At 47.4% G+C, this 19,052-nt stretch carries 17 protein-coding genes, 11 tRNA genes and 1 riboswitch; of the genes, 5 read left to right on the top strand and 23 right to left on the bottom strand.

Annotation, left to right across the window (positions count from 1 at the left end; all coding sequences use genetic code 11):
- Positions 1-24: 24 nt before the first annotated feature.
- Complete coding sequence (metK, locus tag AC1MEO_RS06485; protein WP_480335134.1) at positions 25-1,233, bottom strand: methionine adenosyltransferase; 1,209 nt, start codon at positions 1,231-1,233, stop codon at positions 25-27.
- A gap of 202 nt (positions 1,234-1,435) precedes the next feature.
- A riboswitch (SAM riboswitch) is annotated at positions 1,436-1,548 on the bottom strand.
- A 326-nt stretch (positions 1,549-1,874) separates the two neighbouring features.
- Here metK and pckA point away from each other — a divergent pair.
- Entirely contained in the window at positions 1,875-3,464 is a 1,590-nt protein-coding gene (gene pckA / locus AC1MEO_RS06490; RefSeq protein WP_480335136.1) for a phosphoenolpyruvate carboxykinase (ATP), read from the top strand.
- 113 nt (positions 3,465-3,577) lie between these two features.
- Here the strand turns inward: pckA and AC1MEO_RS06495 are convergent, their stop codons facing one another.
- From AC1MEO_RS06495 to AC1MEO_RS06505, 3 genes are all read right to left on the bottom strand, one after another.
- A complete protein-coding gene (locus tag AC1MEO_RS06495) occupies positions 3,578-4,357 on the bottom strand; it encodes an alpha/beta hydrolase family protein (protein WP_480335137.1) in 780 nt (259 codons plus the stop codon).
- Entirely contained in the window at positions 4,338-4,796 is a 459-nt protein-coding gene (gene ytkD, locus AC1MEO_RS06500; RefSeq protein ID WP_480335139.1) for an RNA deprotection pyrophosphohydrolase, read from the bottom strand. Before ytkD ends, AC1MEO_RS06495 begins: the two co-directional genes overlap by 20 nt.
- 66 nt (positions 4,797-4,862) lie before the next feature.
- The gene (locus AC1MEO_RS06505) at positions 4,863-5,309 is read right to left on the bottom strand and encodes a Dps family protein (RefSeq protein WP_480335141.1); all 447 of its coding nucleotides are present in this window, start codon (positions 5,307-5,309) and stop codon (positions 4,863-4,865) included.
- Between the two features lie 109 nt (positions 5,310-5,418).
- Here AC1MEO_RS06505 and yidD point away from each other — a divergent pair, with 109 nt between their 5' ends.
- Both yidD and AC1MEO_RS06515 read left to right on the top strand, forming a co-directional pair.
- Positions 5,419-5,649, top strand: a complete 231-nt coding sequence (gene yidD / locus AC1MEO_RS06510; RefSeq protein ID WP_480335142.1) for a membrane protein insertion efficiency factor YidD — start codon at positions 5,419-5,421, stop codon at positions 5,647-5,649.
- Between the two features lie 87 nt (positions 5,650-5,736).
- Complete coding sequence (locus tag AC1MEO_RS06515) at positions 5,737-6,744, top strand: metal ABC transporter solute-binding protein, Zn/Mn family (RefSeq protein WP_480335143.1); 1,008 nt, start codon at positions 5,737-5,739, stop codon at positions 6,742-6,744.
- 66 nt (positions 6,745-6,810) lie between these two features.
- Here AC1MEO_RS06515 and AC1MEO_RS06520 read toward each other — a convergent pair whose 3' ends face one another.
- The 8 genes from AC1MEO_RS06520 to AC1MEO_RS06555 all read right to left on the bottom strand — a co-directional run bounded on the left by AC1MEO_RS06520 (position 6,811) and on the right by AC1MEO_RS06555 (position 15,849).
- The gene (locus AC1MEO_RS06520; protein ID WP_480335145.1) at positions 6,811-7,479 is read right to left on the bottom strand and encodes an MOSC domain-containing protein; all 669 of its coding nucleotides are present in this window, start codon (positions 7,477-7,479) and stop codon (positions 6,811-6,813) included.
- Between the two features lie 70 nt (positions 7,480-7,549).
- The gene (locus AC1MEO_RS06525) at positions 7,550-8,269 is read right to left on the bottom strand and encodes an AAA family ATPase (protein WP_480335146.1); all 720 of its coding nucleotides are present in this window, start codon (positions 8,267-8,269) and stop codon (positions 7,550-7,552) included.
- A gap of 313 nt (positions 8,270-8,582) precedes the next feature.
- Positions 8,583-9,644, bottom strand: a complete 1,062-nt coding sequence (gene menC / locus AC1MEO_RS06530) for an o-succinylbenzoate synthase (RefSeq protein WP_480335147.1) — start codon at positions 9,642-9,644, stop codon at positions 8,583-8,585.
- On the bottom strand, positions 9,635-11,068 hold the full coding sequence (locus AC1MEO_RS06535; protein ID WP_480335148.1) for an o-succinylbenzoate--CoA ligase: 1,434 nt from the start codon (positions 11,066-11,068) through the stop codon (positions 9,635-9,637). Before AC1MEO_RS06535 ends, menC begins: the two co-directional genes overlap by 10 nt.
- A 63-nt stretch (positions 11,069-11,131) precedes the next feature.
- Positions 11,132-11,950 (bottom strand): 1,4-dihydroxy-2-naphthoyl-CoA synthase, encoded by an 819-nt coding sequence (menB, locus tag AC1MEO_RS06540; RefSeq protein ID WP_480335150.1) that lies wholly within the window; start codon positions 11,948-11,950, stop codon positions 11,132-11,134.
- On the bottom strand, positions 11,947-12,774 hold the full coding sequence (gene menH / locus AC1MEO_RS06545; protein WP_480335151.1) for a 2-succinyl-6-hydroxy-2,4-cyclohexadiene-1-carboxylate synthase: 828 nt from the start codon (positions 12,772-12,774) through the stop codon (positions 11,947-11,949). The genes menB and menH overlap by 4 nt, the downstream gene beginning before the upstream one ends.
- Positions 12,771-14,471 (bottom strand): 2-succinyl-5-enolpyruvyl-6-hydroxy-3-cyclohexene-1-carboxylic-acid synthase, encoded by a 1,701-nt coding sequence (menD, locus tag AC1MEO_RS06550; RefSeq protein WP_480335153.1) that lies wholly within the window; start codon positions 14,469-14,471, stop codon positions 12,771-12,773. The genes menH and menD overlap by 4 nt, the downstream gene beginning before the upstream one ends.
- The gene (locus AC1MEO_RS06555; RefSeq protein WP_480335154.1) at positions 14,458-15,849 is read right to left on the bottom strand and encodes an isochorismate synthase; all 1,392 of its coding nucleotides are present in this window, start codon (positions 15,847-15,849) and stop codon (positions 14,458-14,460) included. The genes menD and AC1MEO_RS06555 overlap by 14 nt, the downstream gene beginning before the upstream one ends.
- Before the next feature lie 170 nt (positions 15,850-16,019).
- Here AC1MEO_RS06555 and AC1MEO_RS06560 point away from each other — a divergent pair, with 170 nt between their 5' ends.
- Both AC1MEO_RS06560 and AC1MEO_RS06565 read left to right on the top strand, forming a co-directional pair.
- A complete protein-coding gene (locus AC1MEO_RS06560; protein ID WP_480335156.1) occupies positions 16,020-16,931 on the top strand; it encodes a 1,4-dihydroxy-2-naphthoate polyprenyltransferase in 912 nt (303 codons plus the stop codon).
- Positions 16,932-17,062: 131 nt separating this feature from the next.
- Positions 17,063-18,031, top strand: a complete 969-nt coding sequence (locus AC1MEO_RS06565; RefSeq protein ID WP_480335157.1) for a DMT family transporter — start codon at positions 17,063-17,065, stop codon at positions 18,029-18,031.
- A 14-nt stretch (positions 18,032-18,045) separates the two neighbouring features.
- Here AC1MEO_RS06565 and AC1MEO_RS06570 read toward each other — a convergent pair.
- The 11 genes from AC1MEO_RS06570 to AC1MEO_RS06620 form a co-directional block, all read right to left on the bottom strand.
- Positions 18,046-18,117, bottom strand: a tRNA-Glu gene (locus AC1MEO_RS06570).
- A 6-nt stretch (positions 18,118-18,123) separates the two neighbouring features.
- Positions 18,124-18,214: transfer RNA gene (locus tag AC1MEO_RS06575), tRNA-Ser, on the bottom strand.
- Positions 18,215-18,218: 4 nt separating this feature from the next.
- A tRNA-Asn gene (locus AC1MEO_RS06580) sits at positions 18,219-18,293 on the bottom strand.
- A gap of 1 nt (position 18,294) precedes the next feature.
- A tRNA-Ile gene (locus AC1MEO_RS06585) sits at positions 18,295-18,371 on the bottom strand.
- Positions 18,372-18,385: 14 nt separating this feature from the next.
- Positions 18,386-18,459: transfer RNA gene (locus tag AC1MEO_RS06590), tRNA-Gly, on the bottom strand.
- Between the two features lie 5 nt (positions 18,460-18,464).
- A tRNA-Phe gene (locus AC1MEO_RS06595) sits at positions 18,465-18,540 on the bottom strand.
- A gap of 17 nt (positions 18,541-18,557) precedes the next feature.
- A tRNA-Asp gene (locus AC1MEO_RS06600) sits at positions 18,558-18,633 on the bottom strand.
- Between the two features lie 3 nt (positions 18,634-18,636).
- Positions 18,637-18,713: transfer RNA gene (locus AC1MEO_RS06605), tRNA-Met, on the bottom strand.
- 66 nt (positions 18,714-18,779) lie between these two features.
- A tRNA-Ser gene (locus AC1MEO_RS06610) sits at positions 18,780-18,872 on the bottom strand.
- Between the two features lie 15 nt (positions 18,873-18,887).
- Positions 18,888-18,964 (bottom strand) — tRNA-Ile (locus AC1MEO_RS06615).
- An 8-nt stretch (positions 18,965-18,972) separates the two neighbouring features.
- Positions 18,973-19,046: transfer RNA gene (locus tag AC1MEO_RS06620), tRNA-Met, on the bottom strand.
- Between the last annotated feature and the right edge of the window lie 6 nt (positions 19,047-19,052).

Raw genomic sequence — 19,052 nt, forward strand, 5'->3', positions numbered from 1 at the left:
GCCGTCCTTTTTTGCTTTTCAGTTTTAGATGCCCGCTTCTACGCCAGCTTGTTCTTTCAGGATTGCTGCTTTGTCGGTGCGTTCCCAAGGAAGATCGACATCCGTACGGCCAAAATGTCCGTAGGCTGCAGTCTGCTTGTAGATCGGGCGGCGAAGATCAAGCATTTTGATGATTCCGGCAGGACGCAAATCAAAATTCGCGCGAACCAAATCGTCTAATTTGTCTTCATCCACTGTACCGGTGCCGAATGTATCGAAAGCGATGGACACGGGATGTGCCACACCGATTGCATACGCCAATTGCACTTCACATTTATCTGCAAGGCCAGCTGCTACAATGTTTTTCGCTACATAGCGTGCAGCATAGGCTGCTGAACGGTCAACTTTTGTTGCATCTTTACCGGAAAATGCTCCACCACCATGGCGAGCATAGCCACCGTAGGTATCCACGATGATTTTGCGGCCAGTCAAGCCTGCATCTCCCTGAGGTCCACCAATTACGAAACGCCCAGTTGGGTTGATGAAGTATTTCGTGTCTTCATCGATCCATTTTGCCGGAACAACTTCTTTAATGACGTATTCTTTGATATTGCGTTGAATCTGCTCAAGCGTTACTTCCGGGTGATGCTGAGTAGAGATGACAATCGTATCCACGCGAAGTGGTTTATTGTTTTCATCATATTCAACTGTCACCTGCGTTTTGCCATCCGGACGCAAATAGGGAAGAATTTCTTCCTTGCGTACTTCAGCCAAGCGGCGCGCCAATTTATGTGCCAGTGAAATCGGCAATGGCATTAATTCTTCTGTTTCGTTGTTGGCATATCCGAACATCAACCCTTGGTCGCCTGCTCCGATTTCATCCAATTCTTTATCTGTCATTTTGCCTTCGCGTGCTTCAAGTGCCACGTTGACTCCTGCAGCGATATCTGGTGATTGCTCATCGATCGCTGTAAGGACCGCACTAGTTTCTGAGTCGAAGCCGTATTTAGCTCGTGTATATCCAATTTCTTTTATCGTTTGTCTAACAACTTTCGGGATATCCACATAAGTGGAAGTAGTGATTTCTCCTGCTACCAGAACCAATCCTGTAGTTACAGTCGTTTCGCACGCGACACGCGCGTTTGGATCCTCGGTTAAGATTGCATCCAATATAGCATCTGAGATTTGGTCACAGATTTTATCCGGATGTCCTTCTGTTACTGATTCTGATGTAAATAATCGACGGTTTTTCAAAAAATGTTCCTCCTTATATCCTGCGAGATTGCTCTCGAAATTGATACGGTACTCGTTTCCCATGTCAAGTCCGTTCCAGACAAAATCCGGATTGAACTTTAAGCCGTTTGTGGCCTTTCACACGAGGATTAAGGGCATTCCATAAAAAAATCCCTTCACTCATTCACCATGAGGAAAGGAGAATCATCATAAGCACCTTTCACTCTTATCATCCAAGGCCTGTGAGCCTTGTTTCAGGTTTGGCACCATCACTGCGGTCGCAGCAGGTTGCCGGGTTTCATAGGGCCTGTCCCCTCCACCAGCTCGGAATAAGAGTATCCGTTCAATTTTTCATCATACGGAAATAGCACGGAGTTGTCAACATTTTTGGCAAATAAAAGTATTCAATTGAATTAAATAAAGAAATTCACCCGTTAAAACTATTGGATGGGGATGAAACAGATTGGCGGATAGAGGCTTCCAGCCCAGCTTTTATTACGCACAACCCCTTAGATTTCCACCTGATCTAAAAAACCCGTTTTTAATTTTTTCATTTCTGCAAGGGATTAGTATAGACTAATCAACCTAATGTGTTATACTAATGAACGAATATACATCCTCCCCATCGCTATGGGAATAATAGAAAAGGAAGGTACATATATATGACTTCAGTGAACTTTGCAAACGATTTGAAGGACCTTTTAACTGGCCAAAATGTACATGTTCAATTATCAGTGCCACAATTAGTGGAAGCAGCAACATCCCGCGGTGAAGCGGTACTGACACGGGAAGGCGCTGTAGCAGCGGAGACAGGGAAATACACTGGCCGCTCACCGAAAGACAAATACATTGTGGAAGAAGAAAGTTCTAAAAACAAAGTCGACTGGGGCAATGTGAACCGTCCAATTTCAAGCGAAGTTTTTGAAAAACTATACGCTAAAGTTATCAAGCACCTAAAAGACAAAGATGCACTTTACGTTTTCAAAGGATTTGCCGGAGCTGACCACGAATCACGTGTGCCAATCCAAACAATCACTGAATACGCGTGGCATAACCTGTTTGCCCACCAATTGTTCATCCGCCCATCGGCTGAAGAATTGAAAGTGCATGAAGCTCAATTCACTGTGGTCTATGCCCCTACATTCAAGGCAGATCCTGCTGTTGATGGCACCGCTTCTGAAACATTCATCATCGTGTCAATGGAAAAACGCATCATTTTGATCGGCGGAACTGAATATGCCGGCGAGATGAAGAAATCCATCTTCTCGATCATGAACTACCTGTTGCCTGAAAAAGGCATCCTTCCGATGCACTGTTCAGCTAATGTTGGACAAGATGGCGATGTTACCTTGTTCTTCGGCTTGTCCGGTACGGGCAAAACGACCTTGTCGGCTGATGGTGACCGTAAACTGGTCGGTGATGACGAGCACGGCTGGTCTGATAACGGCGTCTTTAATATCGAAGGCGGCTGCTATGCAAAAACCATCAATCTATCCCGTGAAAACGAACCACAGATCTATGACGCAATCCGTTTCGGTTCTGTTCTTGAAAACGTCGTAGTGGATCCTGATACACGCATCCCGAATTATGACGATGATTCACTGACTGAAAACACACGTGCTGCGTACCCGATGCAGGCAATTGATAATATTGTAGACCCTTCTGTAGCAGGTCATCCGAAAACAATCGTCTTCCTGACAGCAGATGCTTTCGGCGTTCTGCCTCCAATCAGCAAGTTGACGAAAGAGCAGGCAATGTACCATTTCCTAAGTGGCTACACATCGAAATTGGCTGGTACGGAACGCGGCATCACATCTCCTGAAGCAACGTTCTCAACGTGCTTCGGTTCACCGTTCCTTCCATTGCACGCAACAGTCTATGCTGAAATGCTCGGCAAAAAAATTGATGAGCACGGCGTTCAGGTGTTCCTTGTCAATACCGGCTGGACTGGCGGCGTATACGGAGTCGGAAGCCGCATGAAGCTTTCTTACACACGGACAATGGTTCGCGCTGCCATCAAAGGCGAATTGAACAATGTCCCGACTGAAAAAGAATCATTCTTCGGCCTTGAGATTCCTGTAGAAGTACCAGGCGTTCCAACAGAAGTGTTGAACCCGCGCAATGCATGGGCTGACAAAGAAGCTTACGATCAAAAAGCATTGGCATTGGCACAGGCATTCCAGAAAAACTTCCAGAAGTTCGGTACCGTTTCTCCTGAAATCACGACACATGGCGGACCGCTTCAAAAATAAGCACGTTAATAAAAGCCCGTTCGGAGTAAAATCCGAATGGGCTTTTTTTGCGTGCTGATGGGCAACCTTCAGCAGACTGGTTGGAGCGTAATAAGACCCTTTGCAGGAATTTCTTACGCTTCTCTATCTCTCATCCATTTACAGACCGCTTTAACTGTATTGCGGTTGGCCGCCGGCGGAAAGAAATGTGTATACTCCGGGAAGTACCAGGTTTCGTGCTCCTGGCCATTTAGTTTCAGCGCTTCTTCCAGCAGATAGGCCTGAGCAGGAAAGACATTTTCGTCCTTCAATCCATGGATAATCAGAACCGGTGCATCGCTTTCGTCGATCCGCAGCAGTGGGTTGCGTTCTTCGTATTCAACTAATGCCGTATTGGGTGTACCACCATAGAGCCGTTTCATCATGCGCCGCATGTCTGGACGCTCTTTATAGGTCAGCACCGTATCTGTAACTCCTGCCCATGTGACGAGCGACGTGATATCCTGACGCAGGATTGCGGTCCATAACGCCATGATGCCTCCTCTTGAAAACGCCAGCAGGTGCACGTTCCCGTTGCTGTATTTCTTCAGTACGTCGACCGCATGGACTGCATCCCAACGGTCCGCACCGGCAAATTCATCGCGGCCTTCCCCGCCCCGATTGCCTCTGTAATACGGAGCAAATACAACAAACCCCTGCACTGCAAATTGGGCGATCCTTGCCGGGCGCACCATTCCGATCGACTGGATGCCGCCCCTCAAATACAGGATGCCGCTATAGCTCCCTGGCTCTTTCGGTTCTGCCAGCATGCCCTTCACCCTCAATCCCTCCGACCAATAAACAATTTCCGTCAAACGGACATGCGGATTCGGCGAAGGATAAGGTTTTTTCGTTTCAATCGTCCCATTTTCCAAATTGCTTCACCTTCTCTATTATTTTCCTCATTCCAGCATCTTTCATTAAAAAACTGAATCTGCCGTCCAACTCTAATTCCTCCAGCAAAATGATTCCTTGTGTTTCAAGCAGCGGAATCGGGTCCACCTTGTCCACTGCCCCGACAAAAACGGTTTTGCAAAACGGTTTTTCCGAATAAACCACATATTCAGCGAACCATTCCAATTGTTTTACGCGAGCACCTGTTTCTTCATAGACTTCCCGAATAGCAGCCTCCTGTAAACTTTCATCTGTTTCCACTTTGCCGCCGGGAAATTCCAGACCACGTTTGTTATGCCTCGTCAGAACCCATTCTCCCTGATACCGGCAAATCACCAGCACGTGCCGACTTTTTAAAGGGAATGTATGTTTTTCGAATGATAATTCACACGGATACCCGTTCAGATCCTGATACTGCATTCCTTCACCTCGATGCCATAAGAAAAGCGTACACTAAATTTCAGTGTACGCTTGTATCCTTCTATTTTACTTCTTTTCACCAAGGAATGCTGATAACATCCAAGAATGTTTTTCAAGGTTTTGATGAACGGCATTCAGCATGTCTTCTGTCATGTCATCGCCGTCTTTCGCGGCCAATTCCATGCCCTTTTTCAAGGATTTCATGATTTTATCGTAGTCGCTGACAATGGTATCAACCATTTCTTCAGCTGTTTCTTTTTTATTCGCTTCATCGATGACGGATAGCTTCAACTGCTCTTTCATTGTAGCGACAGGTTTTCCGCCCAATGCCAGCAAGCGCTCGGCAATTTCATCCATATGAAGGGTTGCTTCGTTGTATAGTTCTTCGAATTTCACATGCAATGTAAAGAACGAAGGCCCTTTTACATACCAATGAAAATTATGTAATTTTGTGTACGCTACTGACCATGTAGCCACCTGTACGTTTAATTCCTGGTTTAATTCGTTTGACATTTACATTCACTCTCCAATTTAGTTTGATAAGTTCTTATGCTTTATCTATACCTCTAATGCCCTTACAATAAACATATGAAGTATCTCCCGCGAAAAGAGCTGAATGAATATGAAGACGGTTTTACTGAAGCTTTTCCGCTTTTACCAGCGGTTCATTTCGCCTTTGTCTCCGCCAAGCTGCCGTTTTTATCCGACCTGCTCCCATTACGGCATCGAAGCTGTAGAAAAGCATGGCGCGCTGAAAGGCGGATATTTGGCAGCCAAGCGCATCTTAAGCTGCCACCCTTTCCATAAAGGCGGAATCGATTTTGTTCCGGAAGAATGGCCACCAAAAAAATAATTGGTGGTTTTTCTTGTGTTTTTTAAGAGCATCCTGTAGTATTCTAATAGTTATTAAAACGTAATCGTTACATTTTGGAGGGTTAACATGAAAAAGATTTTTGTATTGGTATCCTTATTATTATTACTTGCCGCTTGTGGAAAAACAAGTGAGGAAGCGCAAAGCGTTGACGAAGATCCGAAAAAGCTGCAGGTCTTTACGACAGTTTATCCACTGACTTATTTTACGGAACGCATCGCTGGTGATTTGGTCGATGTGCAGTCGATCTATCCTGCCGGTTCAAACGAACACACCTTTGAACCGACGCAGCAGGAAATGATCAAGCTGGCCGATGCAGATCTGATGTTCTCCATCGGCCTCGGCCTGGAAGGATTCATTGACAGCGCCAAAAACACGCTGAAGGACGAGAATGTCGAATTTATCGCTACTGCCGACCAGATTTCAGATGAAGACTTGGAAGCGGCACTCCGCCATAAAGAAGACGGCCACGAAGAAGAATCACATGATGATGAAGCCCATGGCGAAGAAGCTCACGCTGAGGAAGGCGAGAGCCACGATGGCCATGACCACGGTTCAACCGATCCGCATGTCTGGATGTCTCCGGTGTTGAGTGAAAAACTGGCAGAGTCCATCAAGATTTCATTGACGGAAGCTGATCCTGAAAATGCGGAAACCTATGAAAGCAATTACACGGAATTGGTTGTAGAGCTGGAAATGTTGGACCGGTCGTTCGAGGACTTGTCTGAACGCGTCAGCAAGGATACGTTCTTCGTTTCCCACGCTGCTTTCAGCTACCTTTCAGAACCTTACGGCTTTGAGCAAGTGGCCATTGCCGGATTGAACAGCCAGGACGAGCCTTCACAAAAAGAATTGACGGAAATTGTTGATCTGGCAAAAGAAAAAGATGTGCAGTACATCGTCTTTGAGCAGAACGTTTCGTCAAACCTGACGGAAGTCATCCAAAACGAAGTGGGTGCTGAAGCGATTGAAATGCATAATCTCGGTGTTTTAACACAGGAAAACATCGACAATAAAGAAACTTACTTCACCCTGATGGAAAAAAACCTTCAGGTGCTGGAAACGATCTTGAAATAAGAAAAGCATATTAAAAGCACTGCAGCGAATTTTTGCTGCAGTGCTTTTTTTAATAAAACAGCCGGATTAGCCGCCGGCTGTCAATTTGATTAATCGCTTAGTTAAAAACTGCCGCCATTCATCGGCCAATTCTTCCGCTTCCAATACTTTGACGATTCCATCGATATCTTTCGGACGGTGGTAGTTCACTTCATTAGCATAGAGAACCGATACTTGCTGAGGATCTTTCGCCACAGTACGGATGGTCGAATCGGCCCTGACCATTCCTTCTTCCAACACCCTGCATAGATAGCCCGTATAGCCGGTCTTGACCATCTGCTTCAATAACGGCTTCATATCAAGCCTTCTATCGATGACGTTGCAAGGCACTCTTCCTTGCGTCACTTGAATGACCGCCTCACCTATTTGGAAAATGTCGCCAATGCAGATGTTCCGCTCCAGCATATTCGTCACCGTCAGGTTTTCCCCAAAAGCAGCACGGGGCAATTCGGTATCAAAGGAGTCATTCCAGTAAGCATAATGTTCATAAGGATAGATGCACACGGCTCTTTCCGGACCTCCGTGATGCTTTAAATCCGCCACGCCATCCCCTTCAAACCCGTCCTTGGTTAAATACGCTTCCTGCACCGGTTGCTTTCGAATAGCTGTTTCTATTTCCTTGCCGTTTCCATAAGCCATCTTTTCCGGCAAACCGACAGCAAAGTTTGTTATGATCGCCTTCTCGGAATTCCTCACATGCCACCCCACCTTATTTACAGTCAGAATAAATACGCTGATTCCTTTTTCTTTATTATACGGCTCCATGTCAATCTTCCAGTATCTCTTTCAAAAACTTTTCCCGGTGATCCAAAAAATATTTGGTGATTCGGTAATGGTCTGTCATTTCATAATCGATTTCGCTGATGGTGCCTCTATCGAAACTTAAAATTTGGGCGTCCGGATAGCCAAGGAGAATCGGCGAATGGGTCGCGATGATGAACTGGCAATTCTCCTTGGTGGTCAAATCCTTCAATATCCTGAGAAACGTCAATTGCCGCTGAGGTGACAATGCCGCTTCCGGCTCATCCAGCAGGTACAGGGCACGTCCGTTAAAGCGGTTCAGGAACAAGGACAGGAACGACTCTCCATGCGATTGTTCATGCAAAGAACGGCCTCCATAGGACTGAAAGCCATCTTCGTCTACATCTTCCAGATGAGTGGCAAAATGGTAAAATGATTCTGCCCGCATGAAGAAGCCGCTCGTCACTTTCGGCATCCAGGAAAGCCGGATGTAATCACCCAACACCGCTTTTGCCGCATGCACTTCATAGGTGTTGCTGCGGCCGCCGCCGGCTGTATTGAAACCGCATTTATCCGCGATTGCCTCAAGGAGCGTAGACTTGCCCGAGCCGTTTTCCCCCACAAAAAAAGTGATTGGATTGCTCAAATCCACTTGTTCCATATTGCCGATCGAAGGAACGGAAAATGGATATTGCCTGAAATTCTCAACTTCCTCTTTCAATAAACTAATCCGTTTCAAAAACACCGGCTCACCTCCTTCGCGTTTATTCATACCGTATCGGGTCAAACAGCAAATCTGGCTAATAAAGACATTTTTTCACAGCTGCAAACTAAAACCCATGGGATGGGAAACTAAATTTACAGGTGCTTTCCCACTGTTATTAGAAGAGCCAAAGAGCAAACGGCTCTACGCTACACAGTGTAAACGAAACACTTGGAGGATTTTATAGTTATTCATCTGAGTTAATTTTTATTCATTGTCTCACAATTCTTCTCTACTGAAAACAAAAATTCCAGCTTTATTTCATTTTATGAAAAAAGCCTGAATCCCAATCGATTCAGACCACTTTATAGCCAATTCCCGGCCGGTCGCTCAAAACAATTGCTCCGCTTTCCACGATGATTTCCGGTTCGATAATGTCCTTTTCCCAGAAATGCCGGGAAGCTGAGAAATCGCCGGGATAGACAATCCCAGGCATGGACGCCAAGGCCAGATTATGGGCTTTGGAAACGCCGAATTCAATCATCCCGCCGACCCACATGCCAATAGAATGTGCCTGGCACAATCTAACCACCTTCAAAGTTTCGGTCCATCCGCCTAACCGGCTCATTTTCAGCACGATGATATCACCAGCTTGCGAGTCGATCATCTGCTGCACATCTTCCACACAGGCGATGCTTTCGTCCAGGCAGATTTTGGTGTTCAACTCTCTTTTCGCCAGCGCATACAAATTCCATTGCCGCTCGCCAAAAGGCTGTTCAATCAGCGTGAAGCCGACTCTGTCAAATGCTTTTAAGCGTTCAACACCCTGTTCCTGGAAGCTGCCATTGGCGTCTGCAAAAAACTGCAGTCCGGGATAAGCGGCAACCACCGATTTCAGCAAGTCGGGATCCATGTCAGGGTCGATTTTTATCTTAACCCGCCGGTAGCCGGATTCAGCAGCCTGCGCCACTTGTTCCGCAATTTTTGAAAGATCGGCCGCTACGACGACGCCTGCTGGAATCGGTTCCCCTGTGCCTCCGACAAACTTCCACAATGGCATTTCTTGCTGCTTGGCAAACAAATCCCACACCGCCATCTCAATTGCGGCTTTGGCCATCCGGTTGCCTTTGACCGCTCCGAACAGCTCCCAGACTCCCTGAGGATTTTCGATGGTTTTATTCGCAAGCAAAGGCACCAGCACTTGTTCCAGCACAAAATGGCAGCCTGTAATGGTCTCTTCCGTATACCATGGCGTTTCAAATGCCACACATTCCCCGTAGCCGACATGACCCGTGTCGCCTGTTACCGCAACTACGATCACTTCACGTTCTTCTACCTGCTGCAGCACCGTCTTGAATGGATTCTTCAGGGGCTGCCGAACTGTTGTCAATTGAATGTCCACGAGCTTCACAGCCATGTTCTCAGCTCTCTTCTCAACAGCTTGTTCGATGCATTGCGCGGCAACGCTTCTACAAACGCCAGCCTTTTCGGCACTTTGTAGGAAGCAATCTGTCCGCGGCAATACGCCAGCAATTCCTCCGCGGTCGCTTCTTCGTTCAATACCACGAATGCCACGGGAACCTCTCCCCATTTTTCGCTTGCTGCACCGCAGACACCTGCTTCACGCACTGCCGGATGGGCCAGCAATACTTTCTCGATTTCAGCAGGATAAATATTTTCGCCACCGGAAACGATCAGATCCGAACGGCGGTCTACGACGAATAAAAACCCTTCGCCATCCAAATAGCCGACGTCTCCCGTATGGAGCCAGCCATCTTCCTGAACGCCCCGCTCCTTGAATTTGCCGATGTAACCCGGTGTCACTTGAGGGCCGTGGATAAGAATTTCACCTGTTTCTCCAGCTTTTTCGGTTCCATCTATTTTCACCTGGTATAAAAACAAGGGCTTGCCGGAAGAACCGATTTTCTGTTCCGCGTCTGCCGCTTGTAAAGTGGTAGTCTGCGAAGAAGTTTCCGTCATGCCATAAGTCTGCAAAACTGGAATACCGCATTCTTTAGCGCGCTTGATGTAAGCGACCGGAATCGGGCCGCCTCCTGCCAGAGCTGCTTTGAACCGGGGAGATGCCTGCATCGACGCACCTTCCATATTGCTCAGTATGCGTTCCAGCGTGACACCGACCATCGACATGTACGTCACTGTTCCACTGCAGATTTCTTCAGCGCTTTGAGCGGCATCAAATTTCTCATAGAGCCTTACACCCATGCCATAGATCAGCGAGCGCATCAGGATCGAAAAGCCGCTGATATGAAACAACGGCACTGAACATAGCCAGACATCGTCAGGCGCAATGCCGATGTTGAGCGCCGAAGAAACAGCACTCGAAAAATGGTTTTCCGCTGTCTGCCGGACGCCTTTCGGATTTCCTGTAGTTCCGGACGTATACATGATCGAAATGGTGCGATCCAGCTGCCATTGTTTTTGCGGCTCGAATTCAATCGGCGCTGCCGCCTCTATTTCACTGAAGAGAATCATATCGGAAGACTCCAGGTTTTCCTTCAGTACATCAGCCGCCAAAATATGATCCACTTCGGAATCACCGATTTGATACGCCAGTTCAGCTTTCGCCAGCCGTTCATTGAGCATGACCATCTCACAGCCTAAATGAAGGCAGCCATACATGACAAAAACAAACTCAGGATTGGATTTGGCCAAAATCGCCACGCGGGAATCCGCCTTTACGCCAAGCGCTGCCAACTTTCCGGCATAGACTAGCGCCAAGTCATTGATTTCTGAAAATGTCCATTGCTGCTCCTCGAACGATAAGGCCATTCGGTCTCCACTCAAATAACTCCGCTGGCTCAACCAGTTCGGATACGTCATGTAAAAAATCCTTTCTCTAAAAAAAGCTGTCCCCTGAGAGGACAGCTTTCAATTATTCGATGATCACGGGAAACGCGGGAATTGGCCAAAGTCCGGTTTGCGTTTTTCTTTGAACGCATCACGGCCTTCTTTTGCTTCATCCGTTGTGTAATACAATAGGGTCGCGTCTCCAGCCATCTGCTGCAATCCAGCAAGGCCGTCCGTATCGGCATTCATTGCCGCTTTGACGAAACGCAGTGCAGTCGGGCTCATTTCAAGCATTTCCTGGCACCATTGAACGGTTTCGTCTTCCAGCTGCTCAAGAGGAACCACTGTGTTGACTAAGCCCATATCCAATGCTTCCTGCGCGTCGTACTGACGGCATAGGTACCAGATTTCACGCGCTTTCTTATGCCCGATGATGCGTGCCAAGTAACCTGAACCATAGCCTGCATCAAACGAACCGACGCGCGGTCCTGTTTGTCCGAAACGTGCGTTGTCAGCTGCAATCGTCAAGTCACAAACGACATGCAAAACGTGTCCGCCGCCGATTGCATAACCCGCAACCATGGCGATGACGGGTTTTGGAATGACGCGGATCAAACGCTGAAGGTCTAGGACATTCAAACGCGGAATCTCATCTTCCCCAACATAGCCGCCATGTCCGCGTACGGATTGGTCGCCGCCTGAACAGAAAGCCTTTTCGCCTTCGCCAGTCAAAACAATGACACCTACATCTGCGTTATCGCGTGCGCGTGAAAATGCATCGATCAATTCGTGAACTGTTTTCGGACGGAATGCGTTGCGCACTTCCGGACGGTTGATGGTGATTTTGGCAATGCCGCTGAAAATTTCATACTTGATGTCTTCATATGTACGTTCTGTAATCCACTCGCGTGTCATGATTTTCCTCCTTGGTAGTTCAAACTAGAATACTCTCTTACTATTGTAGCAAATTCAACAGGTTTTTCCACATGTATCGCATGGCCTGCATCAATAGTTTTGTGAACAGCGTCCGGCATCAGCTCCGCCATCTTTTTGGCAATGGCTTCAAACTTCAAATCCGACTGCCCCGTCACCAGTAAAACCGGCATAGTCAGTTCTCCCAGCCGCTCCCAATACGAATCCTGCGCACCCGTGCCCATGCCTTTCAGGCTGTTTGCTAAACCTACCGGATTCTGCGACAGCCGCTCATCACGTACGGCTCGTTTCACTCGCTCCGGCAAGGATTTCTGGCTATCGAATAAAGAGATGTTTTCCCATTTATCAACAAAGTTCCTTATCCCGCCGGCAACAATCCGTTCTGCCAGCCCTTCATCGCGCGTTCGGCGTTCCTGCTGCTCCGCTCTACTCCGGAGACCAGGAGAAGCACTTTCAAGCACCAAACCTTTGATACGATTCGGAAGACTACAGGCATAAGAGAGCGCCACGCGCCCGCCCATCGAATAGCCGACAAGCGTCACCTTTTCCAAATCCAATTGGCCGAACAGCGCATCCAAATCTTTCAGCTGCCGGTCCATCGAATAGCACTCAACCGATTCTGGACAATCCGTTTCGCCATGGCCAATCAAATCGATGAGGACGATTCTAACATCCCCCCACCCCTCAATAACCGGTTGCCATGTTTTCGTGCTGCCGGTAAAACCGTGCAGAAAGACGATCGTTTCCTGTTTGTCCTCATTAAAGATTTCTACATGGTAGCCCACTCCATCGACATCCAGCTTCATTGCTTTGCCAGCTCCTCGTCAAAGCGGCTCCATAATTTGCGGTGTGTCGTGACGTTATTTTGTCGATCTGTAAACACTTCAATGATTCTTACAGCTTTATCTTTTGGCTGATCCAACACATCCGCCAATTGTTCTGCCGTTTCCACCGATGCATACTGCGCATCATACATTTTCGCAGCATCGCCAAAAGTCAGCCCTGTCGGCGTGCCGAACAAGTCTTCAAAATAACGCTCTTCCTGAGATTGAGGCAGGTAAGAAAAAATACCGCCGCCATCATTATTCATGATGACAATCGTCAGATCCGTCGCCTGCATCTTAGAAGCAATCAACCCATTCATATCATGCAGGAACGACAAATCGCCGATAAACAGATAGGCAGGACGCTGTTTTGCGGCCTGGACACCAAATGCTGTCGATACGACCCCGTCAATGCCATTTGCACCACGGTTTGCGTAGATCATCACATCCCGCTCGGTCGCTTTGAAAAAAGTATCAACATCGCGGATCGGCATACTGCTGCCGACAATCAAATCGCAATCTTGCAATCTGTCAAAAAACACTTTTGCCAAGACACCTTCATCCAGCTCTTTTCTGCAATGGCGATTGACCACTTCCCAGTATAGAGCGGAAGCGGCCGACCATTTTTCACGGTAAGAACCCGCTTTTTTCTGTCCCAACGGCAGCTGCCATAAAGCATTCGCCGAAGACTGAATGTGATGCGTCGCCAGCGACTGGGCATCCCGCAGCATCGGACTTTCATCAAACACTGCATAGACTTCTGGCTTCACTGCAGCCAAGAACAAAGTCAAGGGCTTTGAAACCGGCTGTGGCCCGACACGGATAACCGCTTCAGGCACTACGCCTTCCTTAAATGCTTCACTTTTCAGTAAGGCATCATAGGAATCGACGACCAGATGCTTCGCTTCTGGTGGGACATTGCCCCGCAGATTCGACAAAGGATCCGCCAATACCGGCCAATCAAGCCGTTGAATAAAATCCCAGAATTCAGCTGGCATCGCAGAAGTCATTTCCCCGACGATCAGCAGGCCTTTTTCTTTTTTCACTAGATCCTGCAGAAATTCCCGGCTGGCAGGCGATAACGCCATTTCTCCGCCAAAATGAGCAATTTCCCCAAACGATTCATAAGCCTGCTCAAAATCAATGCGCAGCGGTTCGCGGAACGGCACATTGACATGCACCGGCCCTTTTGGTTCACTGCTGGCACTCTGGACAGAGCGGTGCAGATGGCGGGACAGAAAAGCCAATTGGTTTTCCGTTTCCGGCATCGGCAGATCTGTCGCCCATTTCACATGCGCTCCAAATAAATTAACTTGATTGATAGCTTGCGGCGCTCCGACTTCCCGCAGCTCATGCGGACGGTCTGCCGTCACTACAATCAGCGGCACCCGTGCATAATACGCTTCAACAATCGCCGGAAAATAATTGGCCGCTGCCGTTCCCGATGTACACAACAGCATCACCGGTTTGCCGGAAGCCTTCGCCATGCCCAGCGCAAAATAAGCCGCTGAGCGCTCGTCGATCTGCCGGTAGACCGACAGCCCTTCCTGCTTCATGCAAGCGTAGGCAAGCGGGGTAGAACGGGATCCCGGACTGATGACTGCATCCGCCACTCCGAGTTCCACAAGCGAATGGGTAAATGCAGATACATATTCTGTTAACGCTTTACGACTCGTCACTCAATTGACCTCCCAATGCCCGAAGCATCGGTCTGAATTTAACCCATGTCTCGTCATACTCTGATTCAGGCGTGGAATCTGAAACAATTCCGCCGCCTGCATATAAATAAGCTCTATCGCCATCCAATAAAGCCGAACGGATTGCAACAGCAAATTCACCGTTGCCTTTAGCATCAATCCAGCCGATTGGAGCTGCATAATACCCCCGGTTCATCGCTTCATATTCCCGGATCATCTCCATGGCCTCCAGTTTTGGCTCTCCGCCGAGTGCGGGTGTCGGATGAAGAACTTCTACCAAATCAAACAAAGTGGCGCCTGGATTCAAATCGCCTTCCACCGGTGTATACAAATGCTGAATGTCCCTGATTTTCATTAATTTCGGCAACTTTGGAACGATAGTTCGGCTACAGTTTGCTTCAAATACTTCACTGATCATCTTCACTACATATTGATGCTCCGCCCGATTTTTTGGATCTTTCAGCAATTCCTCACCAAGTTCAGTATCCTTCTCAACAGTTTTCCCTCGGGGAGTGGAACCTGCCAAACAGGTCGAAAGTGCTTTTCGTTCTTCCACTTTCACCAAACGCTCCGGAGTCGCACCAAAGAAAAACTGCTCTTCCGCTTCCAAACCGAACAGGAAGCTTTCAGGCTGTTCATTGGAAACCTGGTACAATGCAGAAGCCGGAGAAAGCTTGTGTTCATATTCCAGCTTCAGTGTGCGGGCAATAACAACTTTCTCCACTTTTTCAGCGTTGATAATATCCGTAACCTGCTGAATAGAATCCAAATACTCTTGTTTTCTCAATTCTATTCGGCCGGTTGCCTGTGGTTTATCGTATTTATCCACTTCAGATACTTGAGCCGCATGAATCAATTTGTCCCGTTCCTTGCGCATCGCATCAAACTGATCGAAACTTTCTTGCTTCTCCGTAATTAAATGGATGCTGACAAAAGCCTGCTCCCCTTTTAAAATCAACTGAAAAGTCGGCACCGCAAAATAAGCCTGCGGAAATTTTGTCCATTCACTCGGCTTATTATTCAAAGGGTCAAATGAAAAACCGCCAAAGAGGACAGGCTGAACAGAACTTTCTTCATTGACGATTTGCCGGCAAAGACTTTTCCAGTCTTCTTTTATTTTCTCGAATCGTCCCGTTGCCTTGTCTGTAGAAAGGACATGGGCATGGCCAATTCCAACTAATGTAAACGTCTTTTCGCGGTTTTGCCAATACATGCGTTTTCCCGCGTGGTCATCGCCACCCGCTTCAAAAAATGCCAATGCGGACATGCGTGCTACTTCGATTGTTTCGGTATAAAAGCGGTAGCCTTCGTATGGGCCAGCCGCAAATTGCTGGGTCGATGAAGACGATTCTGAATTCACCTCATTACCTCCGTTTTAAGACAAGCGTCTCGTTTATTCCACTAACTGTTCTTCTTTTAATCTCTACCTTCTATCATACTCTTTTCTGCTAAAATCAGCACATCATTTGCTGTATTCCCTCCTATTTTGAAGTACAATGAAGAGTGGAAAGAATTAAAGGAGAGATAGATATGACACATTCACTGCAAGCGGACAGCGGTTGGCGCGTATGGTGGCAGCTGACCCGGCCGCATACTTTAACCGCATCCTTCGCTCCCGTTTTCTTGGGAACGATGATTGCCTTAAACCATTCCTCCATCAACTGGACGTTGTTTCTGGCCATGCTCATCGCAAGTTTATTGATTCAGGCAGCCACTAACATGTTCAACGAGTATTATGATTTTGCCAGAGGCTTGGATAATGAAAATTCAGTTGGCATCGGCGGCGCAATCGTTCGAAACGGAGTCAAACCAAAAACCGTTTTAGCTTTGGCTTTAGTATTCTATGGAATCGCTGCGGTCATCGGGATTTATATTTGTTCACAAACCAGCTGGTGGCTTTTGATCGTTGGTGCAGTTGCAATGATGATTGGTTACCTTTATACTGGCGGCCCCTATCCGATCGCTTACACCCCTTTTGGTGAGCTCTTCTCCGGAGTGGTCATGGGTTACCTGATTGTCATCATTGCCTTCTACATCCAAACTGGAACGGTCACTTTGGAAGCATCATTGCTTGCTGTACCGAGCACATTGCTCGTGGCAGCCATTATGATGTCCAATAACATCCGTGACATTGTCGGAGATGAGGAAAGCGGCCGTAAAACGCTAGCGATTTTAGTCAGAAGACCGGCAGCCGTCAACATTTTGATGTCTTTCTTCATCCTGGCCTATGCATGGATTGTTGTGCTAGTCATTGCAGGAATGCTGACGCCTTGGGCTTTACTGGTCTTCCTAAGCGTTTTAAAACCCATCAAAGTTGTTCAGATATTTAAACGCTATACTGAACCTTTAAAAGTAATGCCTGCGATGAAAGATACAGGAAAAACAAATACCTTTGTCGCTTTCTTACTCGGGATTGGTTTATTGCTTGATTATCTTCTATAACAAAATACAGACAAAAAGGGATTCCCACGGGAAATCCCTTTTTGTCTGTCAAAATAACACTTTCAAGAAGTCATAAGCATGCGATATAGTAGATAGATAATTTACATGCTTTCATCACAGGAGGTTAAAAAGTGAAACCCATCGTCATCGGCATTTTCGCCGCATTTTTCTTTGCCTTTACTTTTGTACTGAACGCCGCCATGGAGGCTGGCGGTGGAAGCTGGATTTGGAGCGCTTCCCTCCGCTACTTCTTCATGATTCCCTTTTTGCTGATCATTGTTCTGTCCCGTAAGAACCTGAAGCCCTTATTACAGGAAATGAACAAAAATAAAAGAGCTTGGATAGTATGGAGCTTTGTCGGATTTGGTTTATTCTACGCACCCCTCTGTTTTGCCGCTGCCTATTCTCCAGGCTGGCTGATTGCAGGAACATGGCAAATCACTATTATTGCGGGTACTTTGCTTGCCCCACTATTTTTAATTACCATACATAGCAAAAAAGAAATAGTGCAGATACGAGGGAAAATCCCATTAAGAGGCTTGTTGATCTCTTCTATCATATTGGCTGGCATCAGTCTCATGCAGCTACAACATATAGTAAACGACGTTTCTTTAACAACTTTATGGTTGGGTTTTATTCCCGTTGTCATCGCTGCTATCGCATATCCACTCGGCAACAGAAAAATGATGGATATCTGCGGAGGCAGACTGGATGCCTACCAGCGGGTTTTAGGGATGACGTTAGCAAGTCTGCCTTTTTGGCTGGTGCTATCGTTATATGGCTTGATTACTGCCGGTTATCCTACTGCTTCGCAAAGTCTTCAAACCTTAATTGTCGCAATCAGTTCAGGCGTTATCGCCACCGTACTTTTCTTTAAAGCAACGGATTTGGTTAGAGGAAACATGCAAAAGTTAGGCGCCGTGGAAGCCACACAATCGATGGAAGTTTTGTTTGCCTTAGCAGGAGAAATCCTTTTTTTATCTATTGCCCTTCCTTCAGGCTTATCGTTATTCGGTATACTACTGGTGATGCTTGGAATGATACTCCACAGTTACATTTCCAGCAAAACGAAAAAAAGTGTCATGCAATTAAATGCATGACACTTTTTTTATAATGACCCCTACGGGATTCGAACCCGTGTTACCGCCGTGAAAGGGCGGTGTCTTAACCGCTTGACCAAGGGGCCTAATACTGGCGGAGAAGGAGGGATTTGAACCCTCGCGCCGGTTGCCCGACCTACACCCTTAGCAGGGGCGCCTCTTCAGCCACTTGAGTACTTCCCCAGTATGGCTCCGAAGGTAGGACTCGAACCTACGACCATCGCATTAACAGTGCGGTGCTCTACCACTGAGCTACTTCGGAATGGTGGGCCTAAATGGACTCGAACCATCGACCTCACGCTTATCAGGCGTGCGCTCTAACCAGCTGAGCTATAGGCCCATATGTATAAAATATGGAGCGGGTGGGGGGAATCGAACCCCCATCATCAGCTTGGAAGGCTGAGGTTTTACCACTAAACTACACCCGCAAAAATGGTGGGTCAGGACGGAATCGAACCGCCGACACTTAGAGCTTCAATCTAATGCTCTACCGACTGAGCTACTGACCCACTTTGTTACATAAAAATGGCGGTCCCGACCGGGATCGAACCGGCGATCTCCTGCGTGACAGGCAGGCATGTTAACCGCTACACCACGGGACCATTTGGTTGCGGGGGCAGGATTTGAACCTGCGACCTTTGGGTTATGAGCCCAACGAGCTACCGAACTGCTCCACCCCGCGACAATAATATAGTTAGTGATTTCTAACAAGATCTTTAAAATAAATTGTCCACACATTTTAAGAATATGGAGGAGGAAGAGGGATTCGAACCCCCGCGGGATTTGACTCCCCTGTCGGTTTTCAAGACCGATCCCTTCAGCCAAACTTGGGTATTCCTCCGTGATAATAGATAAATGGTGGACCTTGCAGGACTCGAACCTGCGACCGGACGGTTATGAGCCGTCTGCTCTAACCAACTGAGCTAAAGGTCCTAAAAAAGTGGCGGCAGAGGGAGTCGAACCCACGACCTTACGGGTATGAACCGTACGCTCTAGCCAGCTGAGCTACGCCGCCAGGATC

The sequence above is a fragment of the Planococcus sp. BI3 genome (assembly GCF_056680115.1).